The 21,498-nt window shown below is 40.4% G+C and carries 20 protein-coding genes; 10 read left to right on the forward strand and 10 right to left on the reverse strand.

Features of this window, described 5'->3' with window-relative positions; genetic code table 11:
• Positions 1–90: 90 nt before the first annotated feature.
• The gene (locus tag F0226_RS15570) at positions 91–870 is read left to right on the forward strand and encodes a DUF2927 domain-containing protein (protein ID WP_171736500.1); all 780 of its coding nucleotides are present in this window, start codon (positions 91–93) and stop codon (positions 868–870) included.
• 26 nt (positions 871–896) lie between these two features.
• On the opposite strand, the gene F0226_RS15575 is transcribed toward F0226_RS15570, so the two are convergent.
• Both F0226_RS15575 and F0226_RS15580 read right to left on the reverse strand, forming a co-directional pair.
• Entirely contained in the window at positions 897–1,286 is a 390-nt protein-coding gene (locus F0226_RS15575) for a DUF2750 domain-containing protein (protein WP_171736501.1), read from the reverse strand.
• A gap of 126 nt (positions 1,287–1,412) precedes the next feature.
• The gene (locus tag F0226_RS15580) at positions 1,413–2,318 is read right to left on the reverse strand and encodes a manganese-dependent inorganic pyrophosphatase (protein WP_171736502.1); all 906 of its coding nucleotides are present in this window, start codon (positions 2,316–2,318) and stop codon (positions 1,413–1,415) included.
• A gap of 199 nt (positions 2,319–2,517) precedes the next feature.
• Here F0226_RS15580 and F0226_RS15585 point away from each other — a divergent pair, with 199 nt between their 5' ends.
• Positions 2,518–3,741: a putative manganese transporter gene (locus F0226_RS15585; RefSeq protein ID WP_171736503.1), complete on the forward strand. Its 1,224-nt coding sequence runs from the start codon at positions 2,518–2,520 to the stop codon at positions 3,739–3,741.
• 161 nt (positions 3,742–3,902) lie between these two features.
• Here F0226_RS15585 and F0226_RS15590 read toward each other — a convergent pair whose 3' ends face one another.
• The 4 genes from F0226_RS15590 to torE all read right to left on the reverse strand — a co-directional run bounded on the left by F0226_RS15590 (position 3,903) and on the right by torE (position 9,635).
• Positions 3,903–4,835: a porin gene (locus F0226_RS15590; RefSeq protein ID WP_171736504.1), complete on the reverse strand. Its 933-nt coding sequence runs from the start codon at positions 4,833–4,835 to the stop codon at positions 3,903–3,905.
• A gap of 899 nt (positions 4,836–5,734) precedes the next feature.
• The gene (torA, locus tag F0226_RS15595; protein WP_171736505.1) at positions 5,735–8,197 is read right to left on the reverse strand and encodes a trimethylamine-N-oxide reductase TorA; all 2,463 of its coding nucleotides are present in this window, start codon (positions 8,195–8,197) and stop codon (positions 5,735–5,737) included.
• A 24-nt stretch (positions 8,198–8,221) separates the two neighbouring features.
• A complete protein-coding gene (torC, locus tag F0226_RS15600; protein WP_171736506.1) occupies positions 8,222–9,403 on the reverse strand; it encodes a pentaheme c-type cytochrome TorC in 1,182 nt (393 codons plus the stop codon).
• 49 nt (positions 9,404–9,452) lie between these two features.
• Positions 9,453–9,635 (reverse strand): trimethylamine N-oxide reductase system protein TorE, encoded by a 183-nt coding sequence (torE, locus tag F0226_RS15605; RefSeq protein WP_137372999.1) that lies wholly within the window; start codon positions 9,633–9,635, stop codon positions 9,453–9,455.
• 439 nt (positions 9,636–10,074) lie between these two features.
• Here torE and F0226_RS15610 point away from each other — a divergent pair, with 439 nt between their 5' ends.
• The gene (locus F0226_RS15610; RefSeq protein WP_171736507.1) at positions 10,075–10,869 is read left to right on the forward strand and encodes an ABC transporter permease; all 795 of its coding nucleotides are present in this window, start codon (positions 10,075–10,077) and stop codon (positions 10,867–10,869) included.
• A 426-nt stretch (positions 10,870–11,295) separates the two neighbouring features.
• On the opposite strand, the gene focA is transcribed toward F0226_RS15610, so the two are convergent.
• Together focA and F0226_RS15620 are read right to left on the reverse strand one after the other, a co-directional pair.
• Positions 11,296–12,138 carry a formate transporter FocA gene (gene focA / locus F0226_RS15615; RefSeq protein WP_171736508.1) on the reverse strand — a complete coding sequence of 281 codons (843 nt, stop codon included), beginning with the start codon at positions 12,136–12,138 and terminating at the stop codon, positions 11,296–11,298.
• Between the two features lie 318 nt (positions 12,139–12,456).
• Entirely contained in the window at positions 12,457–13,833 is a 1,377-nt protein-coding gene (locus tag F0226_RS15620) for an ATPase (protein WP_171736509.1), read from the reverse strand.
• 261 nt (positions 13,834–14,094) lie between these two features.
• On the opposite strand from F0226_RS15620, the gene F0226_RS15625 reads away from it, so the two are divergent.
• From F0226_RS15625 to F0226_RS15635, 3 genes are all read left to right on the forward strand, one after another.
• The gene (locus tag F0226_RS15625; protein ID WP_171736510.1) at positions 14,095–14,325 is read left to right on the forward strand and encodes a TIGR02647 family protein; all 231 of its coding nucleotides are present in this window, start codon (positions 14,095–14,097) and stop codon (positions 14,323–14,325) included.
• 94 nt (positions 14,326–14,419) lie between these two features.
• Positions 14,420–15,262, forward strand: coding sequence for an NAD(P)H-binding protein (locus F0226_RS15630; RefSeq protein WP_171736511.1), 843 nt, complete (start codon positions 14,420–14,422; stop codon positions 15,260–15,262).
• 43 nt (positions 15,263–15,305) lie between these two features.
• On the forward strand, positions 15,306–15,905 hold the full coding sequence (locus tag F0226_RS15635; RefSeq protein WP_171736525.1) for a YdcF family protein: 600 nt from the start codon (positions 15,306–15,308) through the stop codon (positions 15,903–15,905).
• 74 nt (positions 15,906–15,979) lie between these two features.
• Here the strand turns inward: F0226_RS15635 and F0226_RS15640 are convergent, their stop codons facing one another.
• Together F0226_RS15640 and cysS are read right to left on the reverse strand one after the other, a co-directional pair.
• Positions 15,980–16,558 (reverse strand): thymidine kinase, encoded by a 579-nt coding sequence (locus tag F0226_RS15640; protein WP_137372994.1) that lies wholly within the window; start codon positions 16,556–16,558, stop codon positions 15,980–15,982.
• A 92-nt stretch (positions 16,559–16,650) separates the two neighbouring features.
• Positions 16,651–18,036: a cysteine--tRNA ligase gene (cysS, locus tag F0226_RS15645; RefSeq protein ID WP_171736512.1), complete on the reverse strand. Its 1,386-nt coding sequence runs from the start codon at positions 18,034–18,036 to the stop codon at positions 16,651–16,653.
• 187 nt (positions 18,037–18,223) lie between these two features.
• Here cysS and F0226_RS15650 point away from each other — a divergent pair, with 187 nt between their 5' ends.
• From F0226_RS15650 to F0226_RS15665, 4 genes are all read left to right on the forward strand, one after another.
• Entirely contained in the window at positions 18,224–18,718 is a 495-nt protein-coding gene (locus F0226_RS15650; protein ID WP_171736513.1) for a peptidylprolyl isomerase, read from the forward strand.
• Between the two features lie 89 nt (positions 18,719–18,807).
• Entirely contained in the window at positions 18,808–19,554 is a 747-nt protein-coding gene (gene lpxH, locus F0226_RS15655) for a UDP-2,3-diacylglucosamine diphosphatase (RefSeq protein ID WP_171736514.1), read from the forward strand.
• A 110-nt stretch (positions 19,555–19,664) separates the two neighbouring features.
• The gene (locus F0226_RS15660; RefSeq protein WP_171736515.1) at positions 19,665–20,876 is read left to right on the forward strand and encodes an EAL domain-containing protein; all 1,212 of its coding nucleotides are present in this window, start codon (positions 19,665–19,667) and stop codon (positions 20,874–20,876) included.
• A gap of 66 nt (positions 20,877–20,942) precedes the next feature.
• Positions 20,943–21,458, forward strand: a complete 516-nt coding sequence (locus F0226_RS15665) for a YchJ family protein (RefSeq protein ID WP_171736516.1) — start codon at positions 20,943–20,945, stop codon at positions 21,456–21,458.
• The last annotated feature ends 40 nt before the right edge of the window (positions 21,459–21,498 follow it).

Raw genomic sequence — 21,498 nt, forward strand, 5'->3', positions numbered from 1 at the left:
GAAGCGATCCTTTTCGCTTCAATTCTCTCCCGGAGTATTAGGTTTGAATCCAGCTAACATAATAAAACCGACTAAGTTATCAGTACTTCGATGAATCAGATTTTATTCATGCTGACTTTATTGTTATCCGCTTTGTCCTTTTCAAGCTTGGCGACAGGGCTAACTTGGCTCGGCCCTAAATTTGTCGAAACTGCCTTTTATGAAGTTGCATTAAAAAATGAATATTCAAAAGGGCAGAAATCGCTGTCCAAGTGGAATCGCCCATTAAAAATTTGGATTCAACACAAGGTTAAAGATCAAGAACTTCATCAAGAGTTAGTGGAACTTCATCTAGCCCACCTTTCAAGCATTACTGGTTTGAGCATCACTCTCGTAAATCAAAAGTCTGAAGCCAACATCAAGTGGATTTTCACTTCAGAATCAACTTGGCATCAAGACGCAAAAAGCGCAATAGGCATTAAATCTACCGATCACTTAAACACCGCAATTTGCACAGCGGGTTATCAAATGAATCACAAAAATGAGATTATCAAGGCAGGGATTGCGATACCGGTCGATCTAGCACGGGAGAGAGGAAAACTTGTCGCATGTATAGTAGAAGAAATAACCCAAGTGCTCGGGCTACCGAATGACTCAGAACTCGCCTACCCTTCAATTTTCAATGACCAAACACCCAATGATCTACTATCACCGCTTGATGTCATTTTACTCAAATTGCTATATGAACCGGAGTTAAAGGTAGGGTTAACTAAAACGCAGTTAAAGCCAGCAGTTCAAAGAATTTTAAAGCGCTATAAAGATGAAGGTGTATTAAAAAATGCGTCTAAAGTATCCACACAAGCCCCTTTATATCAACTTGTGGGATACTGATTTTCAAGTAACGTTTACTTGTTTATTTAACGCTTAGAAGCTTGTTTCTTTAATTCAAAGTCGAATTCATCTGGGAAAAGAATCACACCTTCTTCATTCTGATTTGGGAAAACCACGATAGCCAGTTCGTCGTCTTCTAAACCTACTGTCCAGCGACTATGCCATTTATTTAATCCGATAGACTCCGCAGTACAATCAGCCCACTCGCCAGTAGCCCATTGCTCTGCAAATTCTTGGTTAGGCCACACTGGTACGCAGTCTTCCTCTTCAGTATTCAGCATTACACAGCCATGCTCATCCTTTAAGATCCAAACTTCACGATTTGCAACGATCTCTTTAACACAGTATTTCAAACGCTGTTCACCATCGAGTTTGTTGATATCAGCTAATTGCTTATCATCTAACTGTTTTGTCATTTTATTTTTCCTGCGGCTTGTTTTCTGTATTCACTTATAGCAAGGATAGCGAACAAGTAAAGATAGATTAAAATAAAAACGCCCACTGAAACCAGTAGGCGCTTTAATATTTGTTCTTGGTGAAACTTAAGCAAGTTCACCTTGAAGCCAAGGCCAACCTTGCTTCTTACGGCTTAAAGTATTTTCCATCATTAGCTGACCGTTTACTTCATGCTTCACTAGCATCTCTGCCCACTCACCTTTGTAAAGCAGGCGAGTTTGAGCGGTTGTGATGTCCGTTAGCATTACTGCAGCAAACGCTAGACCGTCTTTTTCACAACGAGCTTCTAAGTCAGCTTCAAGCGCTTCAATCATGCCATCGACTTGCTCAAGAGTTGCAAGTTCAACTTGACCAACAACCACATCACGACCGTTGAATGGGTAACCTTTTAAATCTTTCTCTACTAGTTCAGCAGCAGATAGACCTTCAATATTCGTTTTAGCAATCAAAAGATCTTTAATGAAAGTATCAATGTCTGTCACACCTGCGATTTCAGCAAGTTCAGCCACTGCATCTTTATCTTTTTGAGTACATGTTGGAGAAGCAAAGCCAACCGTGTCAGATAGAATTGCAGACATCATAAGCTTTGCAATCTTCTGAGAAATAGAATGACCTTCAATTTTGTACATGTTGAAAAGAACAGTGTTAGTACAGCCAACAGGCCAAATCCACGCTTCCATTGGATTAACTGTCATTACATCACCAAGGCGGTGGTGGTCAACAATACCTAAGATTTCAGCGTCAGCAACATCATCAGGTGCTTGCGCTAGATCTGAGTAGTCTACTAGCCAGATTTTTTCGCCAGCAACAGAGGTGCGAAGTTCTGGAGATTCTGCATCTGCAACTTCTAAAATGTGCTGAGTTTCACGATTGATTTCACCTTGACGGATTGGCATTGCTTCTAGACCACGAGCTTGTAAAAGCTCAGTCGCAACAAGTGCACTACAAATACTATCGCTATCTGGGTTCTTATGACCAACAACTAAAATCATTTTGCTTCCTATTACCTATCAAGTACCGCTCTGTTTAAGAGCTTTTTTATATGGGCAGTACTTTACCTTATTTTTTTGCAATGATCATTTGTTCGTTAGCCCTCTTCGAGTGACCAATTACAAAAAAAACCTAAATACAATTGAGAATTATTATCATTAGTATATAGTTGTAAATAGTTATCATTTAGGATTGTATTTTATGAGCCAATTTGTCTCCCAACTTCCAAACAATATTGTGGATAAAAGTCAGTTTTCTTTTTCTTTTAAACGTGTACTTTTACCCGTTTTTTTACTTGCTTTAATGGTGGCGCCAGCCACTCGTGAACTGACTGTCGCAACGCTTTCCGACGCATTTTGGGCAGTATCATGCTACGTAGCACTAACGCTTGCTATATATCACTTGCTAAGTAAACACGTCTCAAGCAATAACCTTTTCAGCCGAATGGCATACAAAACACGCTCTCACCAAGTCATTTTCTCAGCCTTAATGGGAGCATTGCCTGGTTGTGGAGGTGCTATTGTTGTTACCACTCAATTTATTTCTGGGCGACTAGGATTTGGTTCAGTTGTGGCCGTTTTAGTTTCTACCATGGGAGACGCTGCTTTTCTTCTATTGGCGAGTGAGCCTAAAACTGGATTCGCAATGGTAGCAATGGGAGTTATTGTTGGTTCTGTCTCTGGGTTAATTATTAATGCTTTTCATAAAGATGATTTTTTAAGACCCGATAACGAAAATGAAACCGTTCAAAAAATGTTCCCTCATTGCGCTGGAGATAATGAATCTGAAAGCAAACAGAACATAATAAGAAATGCAATTAACCTTCAAGGCATGCTATGGGGTTTATTAATTATTCCCGGTGCGGTTGTGGCGCTGCTCGGCTCATTTCAAGTTGACGTTAATTCGATGTTTGCCTTGCCTGAAATGACGATGGAGTGGAGTGGAGCAATATTACTGCTCGTTTCGATGTCTTTATGGGCTCTGACAAAGGAAATAGATGACTACCGTTCTGTAGTAAGTGAGGATGAAAAATCAGTCAGCTCACACCCGATGCAAAAAACGGCGCAAGATACTAACTTTGTTACCGCTTGGGTTGTAGTTGCCTTCTTAATTTTCGAATTTGGTGCGGAAATTGCTCAAATTGATTTTGCTGCTGTATTTTCTAGTTGGGGATTACTACTCCCTCTAGCAGGTGTACTCATGGGGCTATTACCTGGTTGCGGACCTCAATTACTCGTGACAAGTCTATATTTATCTGGTGCGTTACCGCTATCAGCTCAAATAGGTAATGCAATTTCAAATGACGGGGATGCCCTCTTCCCTGCAATTGCAATGGCACCTAAAGCTGCTCTTGTGGCAACAATCTATTCTGCCATTCCGGCTCTACTGTTTGCTTATGGTTATTGGTTCTTTTTTGAATTATAGAATTTACCTCCCTGCTTTGCCCTTTTTTAAGCGATAGCAATTACGAATGTACAAAACGAAAAAGGCCCTCCAACTCCGGAGGGCACAAAAAGGCAGTGGATTAACGTCTAAGCATCCTGCTGATAAATGGTCCTATTCGGACCATAAATATAAACTTTTAATTAAAATGCGTAAGCTAGTTTAACGAATGACTCAACGTCACCCTTTTCCCAGCCTTTGTTTGCAGTAACGTAACCTTCATCAGAGATGTGGTATGCGATATCAACTAGAGCTGTGAAGTTTTCAGTAATAGCGTAAGAACCACCAACGTTGATTGCTTCACGAATATCTTCAACTTTCACGTAACCCATTGCTAGGTATAGTTCAGCCATAGAGTAACCAGCAGAAGCGTTTACTAGCTTAGTTTTAAGACCAGCAGAATCTTCTTCTTCAGCGAAAGTAGCGCCTAGACCGATTTCACCAACAGTTACAGTACCGTTTACTAGGTATAGTTTATCAGTGCTGCCTTCTTTTTGAGCGTTATCTTCGTAACCAGCATTGATAGAGAATGTCTCAGTTGCGTAACCAACGTAACCGTTGAAACCACTTTGAGCGTCTAGAGATTCGTAGTTACGGTCACCGAAGTAAGAAATACCGTATTTGATGCCTTCTTTCTCGCCTTCAAATTTTACAACTTGACGTGCATCTGAAGCATCAGAAGGAGACCATAGGAATTCAATTGTTTGGTCAGCTGCGCCATCAACTGCGTCTAGAGCAGTGTCGTTTGCGTAACCTACAGAAGCGATACCAAAACCTGTTTTGTAACCAACCCAAGTATCAGTGATAGTGAAAGTAGAATCTGTTGTTGCGTAGTCGTCTTCAACGTCGAACTCACCGCCAAATTTACCTACAATCTTACCGTTTTCGTAATCAGCGAAGATATCGAAACCAGTTACACCACCGTTGTAAACTTCGTCTTCAGTACGGCTAGAGTCTGAATAGAAACCTGCTGCAAGTTCACCAGATACAGTGAATTGCTCACCTGTAAGTGCTTCTGCTGCAAAAGTTGAACCCGTTACAAGTGATAATGCGATCGCTACTGCTGTCTTTTTCATTTTTATACCTATAAGTATTTATTATGCGAGGGAGTTAACAAAGCTTTTCTGGGGCTGAATTTAGGTAAAAACACCACTCAACACAAATAAAAAAACATAAACAACCAGCTCAATTAATAACCTTAAACATAAAAAAACATAAAATTCGAACAAAAAAAATACCATTCGATATACTTTGAGTGAGAGAGATCTCAAATTTTTGTGTATTTTCCGCTAATAAAAAATAAAAATATATTTTCTAGAGATGTTAATTTTTAGATGCTTTGACAAAAGCGGATAAAAAACAAACATTGGCAATCACTCTCCAAAATCTCATTTCTATCAGGCATATAATAACCCAAGTGAATCACTCCAGCTCCTTAGCTTTGTTGCGTTTATTTATTGCGATGTCCTCGATTTCTATCAAGCGTCCATAGAATAAAATCTCACCAATATTGATGGGTAATACATCGTACCTACTAACGTATTACTCTGAATTAATTCTCGCTCATGAGGAAGATACAGAACTAAGTAGTTAGGGAGCTTAATCTCCGTTTGCTATAGCTAGGATGCTTAGGATGCTTAGGATGCTTAGGATGCTTAGGATGCTTAGGATGCTTAGGATGCTTAGGATGGAGATTAAACAAAGAAATAGGACTGGCTATACTATTATTTGTAGCGAGTTAAAGCTGTGGGTTAACACTTTCTGATAGAAACGTTATATGGGTGAAGACCAAACACAAACTAGGACACCATTCCAAACCGTTCTGTCTGGCTTCAACATTCAAACCTTTTCCAATAGATTTAAGATAACTAGAGCGCAAACAAAAAGCCCGAGAACAATGATGTTCTCGGGCTTCAATAACGCTATAGCGAGCGGTTTATCTATCTATTGTTTGACAAACTACTTGATAAGCAAACTACGATACTTCAATCGGGCCGCCGAATGAAGTCACTGGAGGTAACTTACCAGTGAACTTCTCGAAATCAACAAGACAAGTGTTTGCTGATGTCGCCTGAGCTAGCTCAGAAGATGGAATGTCTTGAGTTAGTGTGTTTGGATCGCCGTATGTATCTAGCGCGCCCACGTTCTCGTTCATTGGACCGTACCAAGCACCTTCTTCGATACGTACAACACCAGGAGCATAGCTATCCATTAGAACAGCACCTGCTAGTAGTTGACCACGGTCGTTGAAAACGCGTACTACATCGCCATCTTTGATGCCTTTCTTCTTAGCATCAGTTGGGTTGATGTAGATTGGCTCACGCCCTTGTACCGCATAAGTCGCACGCCACTCTTCAGATTCACACATCTGAGAGTGAAGACGCTTATCAGGGTGACAAGACTGTAGCCAGTACGGGTGTTTGTCAGAACCTGGACCACCATGTGAACGTTCAGATTTTTCAAACCACATTGGGTGTTCTTGACAGTGCTCGTAACCCATATTACCAACAGTACGGCTTGTAATTTCGATGAAACCAGAAGGTGTACCTAGCGCGTTGATCTCTGGATCTTCACGGAATGATGCGTGACGAGTCCAAGGCTTACCTTTACCGAAGTCTAGGAAACCTTTTTCCCAGAACTCAGCAAACTCTGGCATCTCAATAGTGCCTTCATTTGCTGCACGGCAGTTGTCATATAATGACTTAACCCACTGCATTTCATCCATACCACGTGTGTAATCGTCGTAACGACCCCAACGTTTAGTCAAGCTAGACATGATTTCAAAGTCTGTCTTAGACTGGAACAGAGGATCAACAAGCTTGTGCATTGCAATCAAACCACGACCAGAATACGCACCGTAGCCATCGATATCATTACGTTCCCACTGAGTACATGCTGGAAGTACGATATCAGAATGACGGCAAGTTGCAGTCCAAGCGAAATCAACAGCGACTACCGTTTGTAGGCTCTTGAATGCTTTACGCATCTTGTTGCGATCTTGGTGGTGATGCCACGGGTTGTTACCACTGAACACCATCATCTTGATATCAGGCAGTGTTACCGTTCCACCATTTGCTTTGATCTTCTTACCAGGTTCTAGCAAGCTATCAACCCAACGTGCAACCGGGATTACACGGCTGTAACCGTTGTAATCAGTATTGGTGTGCTTAGGTGATTGACCTTGGTCGATGTTCAACGGGAAAGAGCCCGGAGCAGCGAAACCAGTTGAAGATACACCGATACCTGAATAGTGGTGACCGTAAGAAATACCACCGCCTGGTAGACCAATTTGACCAACCATTGCAGCGATAACAGCACACATCCAGTAAGGCTGTTCACCGTGCTCTTGACGCTGGATACTCCAACCAACAAGAATCTGTGTACGACCGTTAACCAGCATTTTAGCGAAATCACGGATTGAGTCAGCGCTTGCGCCACAGATTTCTGCAGCCCACTCAGGCGTCTTCTCAACTTTATCTTTCGTTTCACCTTGAACGTACTTGATGAAATCTTCAAAACCTAGACAGTAAGTTTCGATGAACTTCTTATCGTATAGGTCTTCGTTGTAAAGAACGTGAGCAACACCAAGCATGAACGCCACATCAGTTTGTGGGTTGATGTACATTTGCTCGTTTTCTAAGAAGCGACCTGTTTTGTTTTTAACAGGGTCAACAGAAACAACGTTGATCTCTTTCTTAGCGACTTTTTCTTTCAGCTGTTCTAGATATGCGAACGACTCGTGCGTTTCACATGTCCAACCTACTTGCAGGTTTTTCACTGGATCATTACCCCAAAGAACAATGTTGTCACTGTTTTCTAGGATAAGTTCCCAAGATGTACCTTGTGCGTAAACTTCAGTAGAACCTAGCACGTAAGGCATGATCGTTTGACCAGCACCTGTTGAGTAGTCACCGATTTTCTTCACAGAGTAACCATGAAGCGCCATTGCACGTTGCATATGGTTAGTACAGCTGTGGAACTGACCAGTTTGTCTCCAACCAGTTTGACCTGTGTGAAGCGCCCATGGACCGTAATCTTTCTGTACGCGCTCTAGTTCGCGGTAAACAAGGTCTAGTGCCTCATCCCAAGTCACACGAATAAAACGGTTGTTACCACGCGTGTCAGCGCTGTATTTGTGCTTCTTCAACCAATCTAGGCGTACCATTGGGTAACGCACACGTGATGGGCTGTAAATAATACCTTTGATACCTTTCAGCATTTCAGTTGGGTGCTGATCGATTTCTAAAGGTTTAATTTCTTGTACTTTACCCGCATAAACACGAGCACGGAAAGCACCCCAGTGAGAACCTGATACCTTCCAAGTTCCCTCTGTTTCTGCTGCTGAAGCAGATGCCGACGCCAATAAACTTGGGCCAATAACCGATGCCGCACTAGTAGTCGCGACACCTTTCAGAAAACTTCTTCTTGTAATTGCCATTGTGTTACTCCAATTGACGTCTTATTAGTGATGACCTTCAGAAAAATCTGATGAGTGCTTCTGTAGATACTTAAGAACAAGTGCTTCTGTATCTGTATCGAAGTTTACGAATGCAATCATGCCGTCTAGCATCCCTACCCAACCGTTCGCGCTGAAGTGAGCTTCATCAGGTTGTGAGTGACATGTAGAACAGTTTGATTGGTACGCTTGACCAGCTGCGTTCCAGATTGGATCGAAGTTATCAACCATAGACTCTTTTTTCATCCAAAGCGCTAGGTTTACTTCTTCCCATGGCAGGCCAGTAAGCTCATCTTCTTTCTTATCACCAACAGTGACTACATCACTTTGAGACACGTCTTTCGTCAAGATAGCCGTTGAAATGTTCATACCGAAGTCTTCTTGGATTACACGTCCGAAGCCCTTCGCTTTACGCCAACCATCAATTTGGATTTTGATCATGTCGCCTTTTTCATCAATCACAGCCACTTTACTTGCAGGGCTTAGAAGGCCAGCTTCTACTTCTGCAGTTTCATCCGTGTACATTGGAAGGTGACGAATTGAAATAACATCGTTGCCTGAAGCATAAGATGTGCTACTTGCCACATTTTCTAGTTCGCCAACAATGCCGCTTGCTGATGCCATATCCATTGGAAGGTTGTGAGCAATACCCTTATGACAATCAACACAGCTTTGGTCGCGCTCTGCTGCATTCTTCATTTGGATACGCGCTGTTGGGCGCATGTTTTCAAAATCCATTGAATCGTAGTTGTGACAGTTTTTACATTCCAACGATTTGTTCGAAGAAAAACGGTCCCATTCGTGTTTCGCTAATTCAATACGACGAGCTTCGAATTTCTCAGGAGTATCTAAGTCACCAAATACTTGCGCGAATACTTCTTTCGATGCTTGCATCTTACGAGCAATTTTTGCTGTCCATTCATGTGGAACGTGACAGTCAGGACAAGTTGCGCGTACACCAGATGTGTTTTTCCAGTGAACCGTTTCTTGCAGTTCTACGTATACATTGTCACGCATTGTGTGACAGCTGATACAAAATTCTTCTGTGTTGGTTGCTTCTAAAGCGGTGTTAAAACCACCCCAAAAGATAACACCAGCGATAAAGCCACCCATAGTTAGCACACCAAGACTAATGTGTACTGCTGGGCGAGTCATTGTGCGCCATAATTTAACTAAAAATGATTTCATGTTTAGCTCTCTTAAAAATCAATCAAAAAAGTGGAAGGAAGCTTTGGCGTTACATGCCGCCATGAGCGCCAGGAGGACCTAAGAAGAAGACTTGTAGAGCCCAAACGATGAACCCATAGCCACCAACGAATGCCACACTAAGGATTGGAAAGAGAACAACAGCAATGAAGAGGAATGACTTCCACTCCAGCGATTGTTTTTCGCCATTTTCAATTTTATTAACATCACTCATACATTTTGCCTATTTTGTATTTAGTAATTCCGAGGAGCCCAGTGTAATGAGCCAAAGTTTTTTAGTTTCTAACTACAAATATTAGACCATACACAAAGTAGGGTTCAATCAATTCAATGGCTAGAAACCTTGTTATTCAACACTTTTTTGAGGTCATCCATAGATGTTTGCAGTTAATAATATATATTAAAAAGTATTAACAAATATGACAAATTAATAATGATACGAGCATGTTAAAAAGGTACATTTTCATTACACAATATCAACTGAAAGCTACTTTTTACCTAATAAGTAGTAGCCAAAAAGCGCACAATTTGCCACTCACTTGTTATGTTTATGTTAATGGTGGGGGTTTTTATTTTAGTAGGATCGGATTGAAATCTAACAGTCATGACGGCCCAATTACGCTACTATTCTAGCTCCATAATAAGGAGCTCTCATGCAAGACGTTATTGATATTTCGTGGTGGCAATTACTGTTTTTTAGCTCAATACTCATATTGCCTATCTGGATAAACCAACGTTTCAAATTAAAGCTTGGTACAGAAGCTACGATCAGTATCTTCAGAATGTTTTTCCAATTGTGCCTTGTGGGCCTTTATCTTGAGTATTTATTCACTCTAAATAACCTTGTGGTTAACTTACTGTGGCTTATGGGAATGGTCCTTATAGGAGCAAGCTCTATTCTTAGTAAGGCAAAGTTGCCTAAGCGCTTATTAATCCTTCCAATGGCGTTTAGCCTTGCCATTACCGCTACCCCTATCGTTCTGATCATCTGTTTCTATATCATTAAGCCAACACCAGTGTTTGGTGCTCAATATCTCATTCCAATTTCAGGGATGCTTTTAGGTAACTGCTTAAGTTGTAATATTGTGGCGTTACAGAACCTTTTTAGCTCATATGAGCATCGACAATCAGAATATGAGGCAGCTATCTCTTTAGGAGCTTCTCCTGCCTACGCTTCCGCTCCTTTCGTGAAAGAGTCAATGCAAAAGGCGGTATCTCCAATAATGGCTTCTATGGCAACAACAGGGCTTGTGACGTTACCTGGTATGATGACTGGTCAAATATTGGGAGGAACCTCACCCATGATTGCGATTAAGTACCAACTTATGATCATGATTGCGATTTTTACGATGATGAGCATTTCGCTTTCTTTAGCACTTCACCTTTCTTTAAAGGTTATATTGAGCAAAGAAGGACGTGTAAAAGTCAGAGTGTTCAAAGCTTCTTAACTTATCGTTCCTCGGGATTTTAGTAGACAAGTTGGGCATGAATGAATGGCTGATATGGCGGCTATAAACTTGATTACACACCGATTTTAAGACAGGTTATCCACAGAAACTGTGGATAACCAAAAGCTAACCATCACTTATCTGTATCGATTTCGAGCTTATACGACCTATTAATAAAAACTGAATAAGGCGCGTTAAGTTAATTTTCAACAAAAAGAACCGCCTAAGTGATCCTATTTTAAACCGCCACAGTAACCTTCCAACTTTAAACATAACCTCCCAGCTATAAGCTATAAGCTATAAGCTATAAGCTATAAATCAAGACTAAAGCTATGTGGACGTTTATCCAAGAGCAGATACAAAATCGGCCTACCTCTTGGTAAGCCGAATCTAATGTAGCGTATTCTAAATACAATGCATTTAAAGCTAGTCTCTTAAATAGATTAACCAGTACCACATACCAACAAATATGCCACCACCGATGATATTACCGAGCGTTACGGGCAGTAAGTTGTTAGTAATAAAATCCATCATATTTAGATCCAAATAATCCGCTGGGTTCGCCCCTGTCATCGTCCAGAATTCAGCTGGGGCAAATGTCTTAATGCCAATAGCAAGAGGGACTTGGTACATGTTTGCAATACAGTGCTCAAAACCTGCTGACACAAACATAGCGACAGGCAGAATCATTACCGCAATTTTATCTGTTAATGTACGCCCGCTGAACGTCATCCAAACAGCAATACAAACAAGAACATTACACATGATTCCCAACGCAACGGCTTGGAAAAAGCCGTGATGCATTTTGTGTTGCGAAATCGCCATCGCATTCAAACCAACTTGACCACTATCGAACATGTACTGTTTGGTAAAAAGCATGCACACAACCAGCAATAGCGCGCCAATCAAATTGCCAACATAAACGGTTGCCCAGTTTTTAACCAGCACTCGCCAACTAATTTTGCCACTGGCTCTCGCGACTAAGGTAAGCACTGAACTAGTAAACAACTCGCCCCCCGCCACCACAACAAGAATAAGTCCAAGAGAAAAAGCTAATCCTCCGAGCAACCTAGTGATGCCCCAAGGTAAATCACCTGCACCTGTCGTAACGATAGTGTAAAAGACAAATGCAATACCAATATGGATGCCTGCTGATATGGCTAATAGGAACGACTTAACAGGGTCTTTAGTGGCTTTACCCACACCAATTTCTGCTGCTCGCTCAGCCATCTGGGGTGGTAATAAAGAGTCAAATTGATTTAAGTTCATAGCGTTTACATTTTGAAACATGTTTAGGGCTGGCGATAATCCTCCCTTTTATTTTTTTATTCAAGCGCTATTTTCTACAAGAAAACAAGCTAAGTAACGCTAACAAAGACAAATCGATAACCCTGAATTATCAATACACCTTTAGTAGTATGTTGAAAGCAGAAGAGAATTTCATTTTTAATAATAAAATCAAAAAGTTAACCTTTAAGATAAGTTCGTATGGCAACGATTCATCCTTAGGCGAAATAAATTTGACATAGATCAACAGAAATAAAAAAAGCGCCATCAGGCGCTTTTCTACATCACAAAACAGTAAAATTATGCGTTATCAGCAATCACTTCTGGCTCGCTGGTCTGAGGAGCAACTTCAGGGGCTGCCTCAGATTGGGGAGTATCTACTGCAGATGATTCGCTATCTGCTACTGGTGCAACATCATTTTCTGCAGTAGTTTCAGCTTTATTTACTCCAGCTGGTTCAGCATCTTTAGCTAAAGCTTTGTCGCCTTCACCTTTTAAATTTGAAACCAACTCTTCTAAACTTTTAATATGAGCATCACCGCGTGCAATCTGCTCAGTTAGTAACTGGCTACGTTTATCACTGTCAATTAATTGCTGGGCTTGTTTCTTGTTTTCACTTTCTAACAGCGTCAACTTCTCAGCCAACTTATCTACCTCAGAAGATAGCTCAACGGTTTGGTTTGAAGTTTTTAATTCAGAAATACTCTCAATGATCTTTTGAGATTGAACGCGAATAGCTAAGTCACGGTAGTCTTCATTATTCACAACAGTTGAAATAGACAACAGCTTGTTTTCCATTCGTAGCACTGCTTGTTCAAACTTATCATCTTCTACACTTGCCAGTTGTTTTACTTCTTGAGCCACATTTCGAACATGGTTCAACTCAAATTCAGCGGATGCAACCGCAAGAGTAATAATTGACTTATCTCTAGGACTTGCTTCTATTTTGCTTTCTGCTAAGTCAATTTGAGATGACACTTTAGAAAAAGTCAGTGGAGCCACTTCATGGAAGTCTTCATTTTCTAATGTCTTCAACTGTTTATTTAAAGGAGTAATGTACTTTTCTCTCACTACTTTAATTTCAAGCTTTCTTGCATTATTCAAAAAGTCGACTTGTGCTTCTTGCGCATTTTCCAGCTCATCAACTAAAACATAGTTAAATAAGTCACGATATTGCGAATATATTTTTTTGTAGTCTGATGAGAATAACTTATCAGCCTCTAAAAATTGAAGGTACTCTATCTGGGCAATAGAATCCGCTAAAACGCGATCGGACTTATCTTTTAGCTCTAGCATTGATTTATAATTAGTATCAAGCACAGCAATTCGCTCATCAAATGCTTCTGCATAAGTCTGGCTTGAGAAAATAGAATAATCTTTTAAGAAAAGTTCTGGTTTCTTTTCTATATCAAGATAAATCTCTTGTGCTTCAGACCAAGCATCTTGCAAGTCACTGTAGTTTTCTGGAGCGTAGATTTCTAAAGAAGCAATCCCAACCAGCGTCTTTTCCCACTCTTTGTAAATTGGTTGAATTGATTGGAAAGTACGAGTTTCAGTTTGTGTTTGAACATCCATATTCGTTGGTTCTTGAGCTGAATCACTGGTTGTCGACGTACTCTGACAACCAACAACACTTAGTAATACGCTTACTGCCAATGCAACTTTACTGACTTTCACAAAAACATCCTTAATTCAAAGCATCTAAATATGACGCTGATTATTTATAATGTAACCAATATATTACAGCCTTCATTAAATAGACATAAGCACACCAATCAAACGCATATATTTCACACAAAACAACATACATTTATTTTTACACTGACGATTAATTCTTCAATTTGGTATCACTTATCAATTTTATTTATTGTTTGTTGATTGAAGTAGCGTTGAGCACTAAGGTGAGGGTAGATAAACATTATAATTGATAGGTTGAATATGAAATACACCGCTGAACACATTGCCGATTTAAACCTTCTTCTCCAATTTGACATCAGTAGCGCAGCTACGGGCATTAAAGTTCATCAAGAAGCAAGCCAAGAAATGCAAGACTCCGTAAAGCGCTTATTTGCTAAAGGTCTTTGCACTCAACCTGACGGCGGTTATCTGACCGATGAAGGCATTGAAGTCGCTGAACGTGCAGACAAACTACTACGTGTAATCAAGTAAGTACAACTTCGAATTCAAAGACTCCACATGCGCAAGCTGTGGAGTTTTTTCGTTTTAACGGGTATGTTAATTTTTTATTTATAGGGTTTCTTTTATGGCATCTATTTTAATTATTGGCGGTGGCTGGTTAGGTAAACCCTTATGTCAGTCACTAATAGAAAAAGGGATAGGTTCAATCGTCACGAAGACGACCGAACTTGGTCTATCTGAATGCATTAGCCAAGGTATACCCTGTGAACAATTCCAATTTAATAGTGACCTTCCAACGCAAGCTATTGAAGAACTGTCTAACCTTCTACTCAACAGAGAAATATCAATAATAATTGGCTGCTTCCCTCCTGGATTTAGAAAAGCAAATGGAGATGAGTATGCTAATTACTGGCACCAGCTCATCACTGCTGCAAAGAAAGCCAATGTAGATAAAGTGATGATGGTGAGCTCAACAACGGTATACCCTTTGAAAAGTGGTGTTATGAATGAAGAAGATGCTTCATCTGAATTGGTCGTAAATAATGATGAGTTTTCTTCTAACGCAGAGATAATGCTACGTGCAGAGCAGTATGTCATTGATTCAGGATTGGATTACACGATTGTACGTTGCAGTGGCTTAATTGGGCCAGAACGCCACCCGTCACGTTTTGCCGGGAAACTGAAGCAAGTAAGTACCCTTGCCCCAGCCAATATGATCCATTTACGCGATGCCATTGGCGCTGTGTCATTCTGTATTGATAATGTTTCGAAAGAAATAGTCAACGCCACGACCCCGAATACAGTGAGTAAAGCTGAATTCTATCAAGCGGCTTTAGACTCAGTAGAAAGTGATTCTCCTTTACCACCTAAAGTTGATACACCTGACAAGCTGATTTCACCTGAAAAGCTCTTAAAGCTTGGATATCAGTTTTATTTTAATTCTACCTTGGATGCTTTGTATGAATAACAACATCCACTTACACCGTCATCTGGATACCTTGTGGGATTTCATGAGAATGAATCATGAATTAGCTAAGGCAGATTGCATATTTGTATTATGCAGTAATGATTTACGAGTCGCAGAGTACGCCGCCGAGCTATACCACCAAGGCTTTGCTCCCTATATCGTATTTTCAGGTGGTAAAGGTCGGTTTACTGACGGACTTTTCGATAAATCAGAAGCCGAAACCTTTGCAGATACAGCCAGAGACAATGGCGTGCCTAAGACTGCAATCATCACCGAAACAAATGCGACGAATACTGGTGAAAATGTTCGATTCACCCACAAAATTCTATCCGACAAACTTCTGTTTCCAACTTCCTTTATATTGGTACAAAAGCCATTTATGGAAAAGCGAACTTTCGCTACCTTTCAAAAACAGTGGCCACTAGAAGCTGAGCAAGTGATGGTTACTTCTCCTTGGCAAAGCTGGGTCGATTACTTTAATGAATCGCTTCCGCTACCTATGGTCATTGAGGCATTACTTGCTGACTTTGAGCGAATTAGAGATTACCCCAAGAAAGGTTTTCAAATAGAAATGCCGATCCAACATGAAGTCGAAATTGCTTATCAAGCGATCTGCCAAACATTAAAGCCTCTTACTGTGTAAAGCATAAAAATGGCGACCAATTATGGTCGCCATTTACTGTTTGATTTATCGCCCGTGATTCTGGGGCTAAATGATTATTTACCTAGAGCATCTTTATAATGAAAACGGCAAACAGATACATATTTATCATTACCGCCAATAGCGACTTGATCACCTTCAGCGATAGCAACACCATGCTCGTCGGTGCGAATCACCATGTTAGCTTTACGACCACAATGGCAAATTGTTTTTAACTCAACTAACTTGTCTGCCCAAGACAATAAGTACTTACTGCCTTCAAATAGCTCACCTAGAAAGTCCGTTCTTAAACCATAGCAAAGTACCGGAATATGAAGTTTATCGACAACTTCAGTAAGTTGATAAACTTGTTCTTTTGATAGGAACTGACACTCATCAATCAACACACAGTGACGTTTCTCTTTCTCGTTCAATTCTTTTATGGCTTCAAAAAGGTCACTATCACTTCTAAATAATTGCGCTTCCGATTGTAAACCAATTCGTGAACTCACTTTTCCGATACCATAACGGTCATCAAGTGCTGCGGTAAAAATGACAGGAGTCATACCGCGTTCTTCATAGTTAAAAGAGGATTGAAGAAGTGTTGTAGATTTACCCGCATTCATTGCAGAGTAATAAAAATACATCTGAGCCACAGAGATATTCCCATTTATTTTTGATTGTAGAAACCTATTTCAGGAAGAAATAGACACAAGAAAAAAGGGCTGAAAATCAGCCCTTTTATAAATTACTTACGACGCCAAGTTGTCCCTTCAGGGCCATCCTCTAGCACAATGCCTAACTCGTTAAGCTTATCTCTTGCTAGATCGGCGTTCGCCCAATCTTTTGAAGCGCGAGAATCATTACGGAGTTTAATCAGAGCCTCAATTTCAGCAACTTCATCATCATTACCTACTACACCACCTTTCAAAAAGGTTTCCGGATCTTGATGAAGAATACCAAGAATATCTGCTAGCTCTCTAAGCAATACACCTAAACTACTCGCCTTTTCAAGGTTTTCACCTTTAAGACGGTTTACTTCACGTGCCATTTCAAAGAGTACTGAATATGCTTCAGGTGTATTGAAATCATCGTTCATCGCCGTTGAGAAACGAGTTACGTATTCTTCTCCACCAGCAGGGCTAGCACTTAAATTCAAGCCACGCAGTGAAGTATATAGACGTTCTAAAGAAGCACGAGCTTGGTTTAGGTTATCTTCGCTGTAGTTAAGTTGGCTACGGTAATGCCCTGACATTAGGAAATAACGAACTGTTTCGGCATCGTAGTGCCCTAGCACATCACGAATGGTAAAGAAGTTGCCTAAAGATTTAGACATTTTCTCTTTATCTACCATCACCATGCCGCTATGCATCCAAGTGTTTACATAGTCAGTACCGTGCGCACAGCAAGATTGTGCAATTTCATTTTCGTGGTGAGGGAACTGAAGGTCAGAGCCACCACCATGAATGTCAAAGTGATCACCCAAGATAGAAGAGTTCATTGCTGAACATTCAATGTGCCAGCCTGGGCGACCTGCGCCCCAAGGTGATTCCCAAGTAGGCTCACCTGGTTTAGACATTTTCCAAAGTACGAAGTCAAGCGGGCTGCGTTTTGCCGATTCAATATCAACACGAGCACCGGCTTGTAATTGATCAAGGTCTTGCTTTGAAAGCTTACCGTATTCATCGAACTTCTTAACTTCAAACATAACATCGCCATTGCTTGCTACGTAAGCAAAGCCACGTTGAATTAATGTTTCAACCAATTCGATAATTTCTGGGATGAATTCAGTTGCACGAGGTTCAACATCAGGACGCTTCATATTCAAAGAATCGAAGTCAGCGTGCATCTCACCGATCAAACGTTCTGTTAGAGAATCACAAGATTCACCGTTTTCATTTGCTCGCTTAATGATTTTATCGTCGATATCCGTGATATTACGAACGAAAGTTAAATCGTAACCAAGGTAACGTAAGTAACGAGAAACAACGTCAAATGAAACAAATGTGCGCCCATGACCGATGTGACAGAGATCGTAAATGGTTACCCCACAGACATACATGCCAACTTTGCCGGCTGTAATTGGTTTGAATTCCTCTTTCTGTCTTGTGAGCGTGTTATATATCTTCAGCATGATCTCTATCTATATTTATGTATAAACCAAAATAAGTTGGCAGTATAACAACTCATGACTTATTAGGTAATACCCTTAATCGTAAATCATTCAACTCTATACACATCAATTGATTTGATGATTTGAAAGTGACTCAACTTACGCTAGAATTGCTTTTCATATTAAAAAAGACAGTAAGGTAACAATCATGATCATCCTTCACACAAATTTTGGTGATATCAAAGTTCAACTAAACGAAGAAAAAGCACCAGAAACAAGCGCAAACTTCCTACAGTATTGCCGTGACGGTTTTTACGACAACACGCTTTTCCACCGTGTTATCGATGGTTTCATGGTTCAAGGCGGCGGCATGACTTCTGGCCTTAAAGAAAAAACGACTCGCGCAACTATTAAGAACGAAGCAAACAACGGCCTGAGCAACAAAGTTGGCACTCTAGCGATGGCTCGTACTATGGAACCGCATTCAGCTAGCTCTCAGTTCTTCATTAACGTTAACGACAACACTTTCCTAGACTTCCGTTCAGAAAGCCTAGATGGTTGGGGTTACTGTGTATTCGCTGAAGTAGTTGAAGGCATGGAAATCGTAAACAAAATCAAAAATGTAAGTACTGGTACTATGGGCATGCACCAAGATGTACCACTTGAAGAAGTAATCATTACAGGTACAACAATCGAAGCTTAATTCGGCTGTATAACTGATACTATTGATTAAATATCAAGATATGGGGGGCAACTTGCTCCCCTTTTTTTAGACCTAAAAATAGACTACCCATGAAGACTTACTTTATATCAGATCTCCATTTAACCCCTTCAAGACAAGACATTACGGACTGCTTTCTTAACTTCATGGAGAAAGAAGCCAGTCATGCCGATGCTTTATATGTATTAGGGGATCTTTTTGAATTCTGGATTGGTGATGATGATAACTCTGAATTTGCCAATACGATTAGACAAGCGTTCATTAAGCTCACAGATTCTGGTGTACCTTGCTATTTTACTCAGGGTAACCGTGACTTTTTAGTTGGTAAACGATTTGCAAAACAAACAGGTGTGACACTCCTTGATGAAGTGGCTGTCATCGATATTTACGGGCAATCTGTCGTAGTACTGCATGGTGATACCTTATGTACTGATGATATAAAGTATCTAGCTTTTCGAGAAAAAGTACACCAGCCTTGGTTGCAGTGGGTCTTTAATTGTATTCCGTTCTTTATTAAGAAAAAGATAGTTTCAAAAGTCCAATCAGATATTAAAGACGACAAACAAACCAAATCTTTAGACATCATGGATGTCACTCAAACAGAAGTTGAGAATGTCATCTCAGCTAATAATGTTGACCTCATGATACATGGTCACACTCATAGACCAAACATCCACTTCTTCAATATGAATGAAGTAGCTAAAAAACGAATTGTACTAGGGGATTGGTATACTCAAGGCTCAGTTTTGGAATTTACCGAGCAGCGTTTTGAATTACAAAATCGAGCTTTTAGCAATGTTTTTCCTAAAGATAGCTAATCTTTAAACAGGTTTACTAACCTTGCTCTTAATTTCTCATATTCTGGATAGTATTTTTCTTCAAATTAGCTATTATCAATCCACAGTAATTAAACCGAACACAATACAAGTTGAAATTTTCATACGTAGCTCGTCAGCCAATATTAGACATCGACAAAAAAACCATCGGTTACGAACTATTATTTAGGGATGGTCCTAAAAATACGTTCCCTGAAGTGGAGCCTGAACTCGCCACAAGTCGCCTGCTGTCTGATCATTTCTTATCTACGCACTACAATACGCTAGGTGACAAACTAGGGTTTGTTAATTTTCCATATGCTAGCCTTATCAACTTAGTTCCAACTCTTTTTCCCAAAGACAGCTTAGTCGTTGAAGTACTGGAAGATTGCCAACCGACAGATGAATTACTTCATGCTATCGAAAAACTATTTCAAGCTGGTTACACCATAGCGCTGGATGACTTCATTCCAAGTAAAGCCTGGAAAAGATTTTTGCCATATATTTCGATCATTAAATTCGATATACGCTTAGTGCCAATCGCAAAAGCTTCAATGTTCATGTCCAGCTTGAAAGGCACTAAAATTGAATTCTTAGCTGAAAAAGTTGAAACTTACGAAGAGTACCAGCAAGCCAAAGATGCTGGGTTTCATTACTTTCAAGGATACTTTTTTAGTAAACCTGAAATGATTCAAACCAGGGCTCTTAACCCTGCCTTTCTTACCACTATCCAACTGTGTAAAGAGATCGCGCAAGAGCCTATTGATTTTAAAGAAGTAGAACGCCTAATCACATTAGATGTGACCTTATCTTATAAGCTTCTTACATACGTTAACTCTGCTGGCGGTTCATCTACGCAGATACGCTCTTTTCATCAAGCCCTAGTCTATTTAGGTGAGCAAAAATTACGTAAGTTCGTTTCTCTCGTTGCGGTAGCATCAGCAAAAGAAGACAAGCCTGACTCTTTATATGGTTTAGCCATACTTCGAGCGAGACAATGCGAGCTGATCATTGAACAATTGAATGTTAAGGAAGAACCTGGTCAGGCTTTCCTGACTGGCATGTTCTCTTTATTGGACTCTCTACTTGATCAACCTCTAGAACAAGTTCTGAATTCAGTGCCTATTGATGAAGAAATAAAAAGAGCGTTAATCGATAAAAAAGGCGTGCTTGGTGCTGTACTAGCGATGGTAGTTGCTTATGAACAAGCTCGTTGGGATGACGCCACAAAAATTCGCAATCGACTTAAATTGAATGAAGAACAACTTGGTAAAACTTATGACCAAGCAACCATTTGGGCCCAAGAGTTGCTTGCCCAGCCTTAAACTCTTTTGAACTGCTATTCACGAATAAATCAATGGTCTCAAAAGAGACCATTTAGGATACCCTTAATGTCTTTATGCCCCTGTTGTAGCAATCTAGCTTACCAACAATGCTGCGAACCAGCCCATATCAACCATTCAAACGCAGTCACGCCAGAACAACTTATGCGATCACGTTACTCTGCACATGTGCTTGGTTTAGTTGATTACGTAATCACTACCTACCACCCTAACTGCAATGCAGAAGCGCAAAGAGAAGGGATTGCAGAATCAATCAATAGTGACTGGGCTGGACTTGAAGTAATTGTTACTGCTGAAGGTTCTCATGAAAACGAAGGCTTTGTTGAATTTAAAGCTTACTTCAATGACGGTGCTGAACAATTTTGCATGCAAGAGCGCTCACGTTTTGTTCGTGACAATGGTCTTTGGTATTACATTGATGGCACCTTTCCTGATCAAGAAAGTGATCATGAAGAACCAGAAATTGATCCACGGCTAAATCAAACCGTTGAAAGCTTCAAGATTGGTCGTAACGACCCTTGTATTTGTGGAAGTGGTAAGAAATATAAAAAGTGTTGCGGCTAAATAAGTTCAATCAGATTCACTAAGTTTATCATCACTGAAT

Source organism: Vibrio sp. 99-70-13A1 (assembly GCF_013114625.1).
Classification (GTDB): Bacteria; Pseudomonadota; Gammaproteobacteria; order Enterobacterales; family Vibrionaceae; genus Vibrio.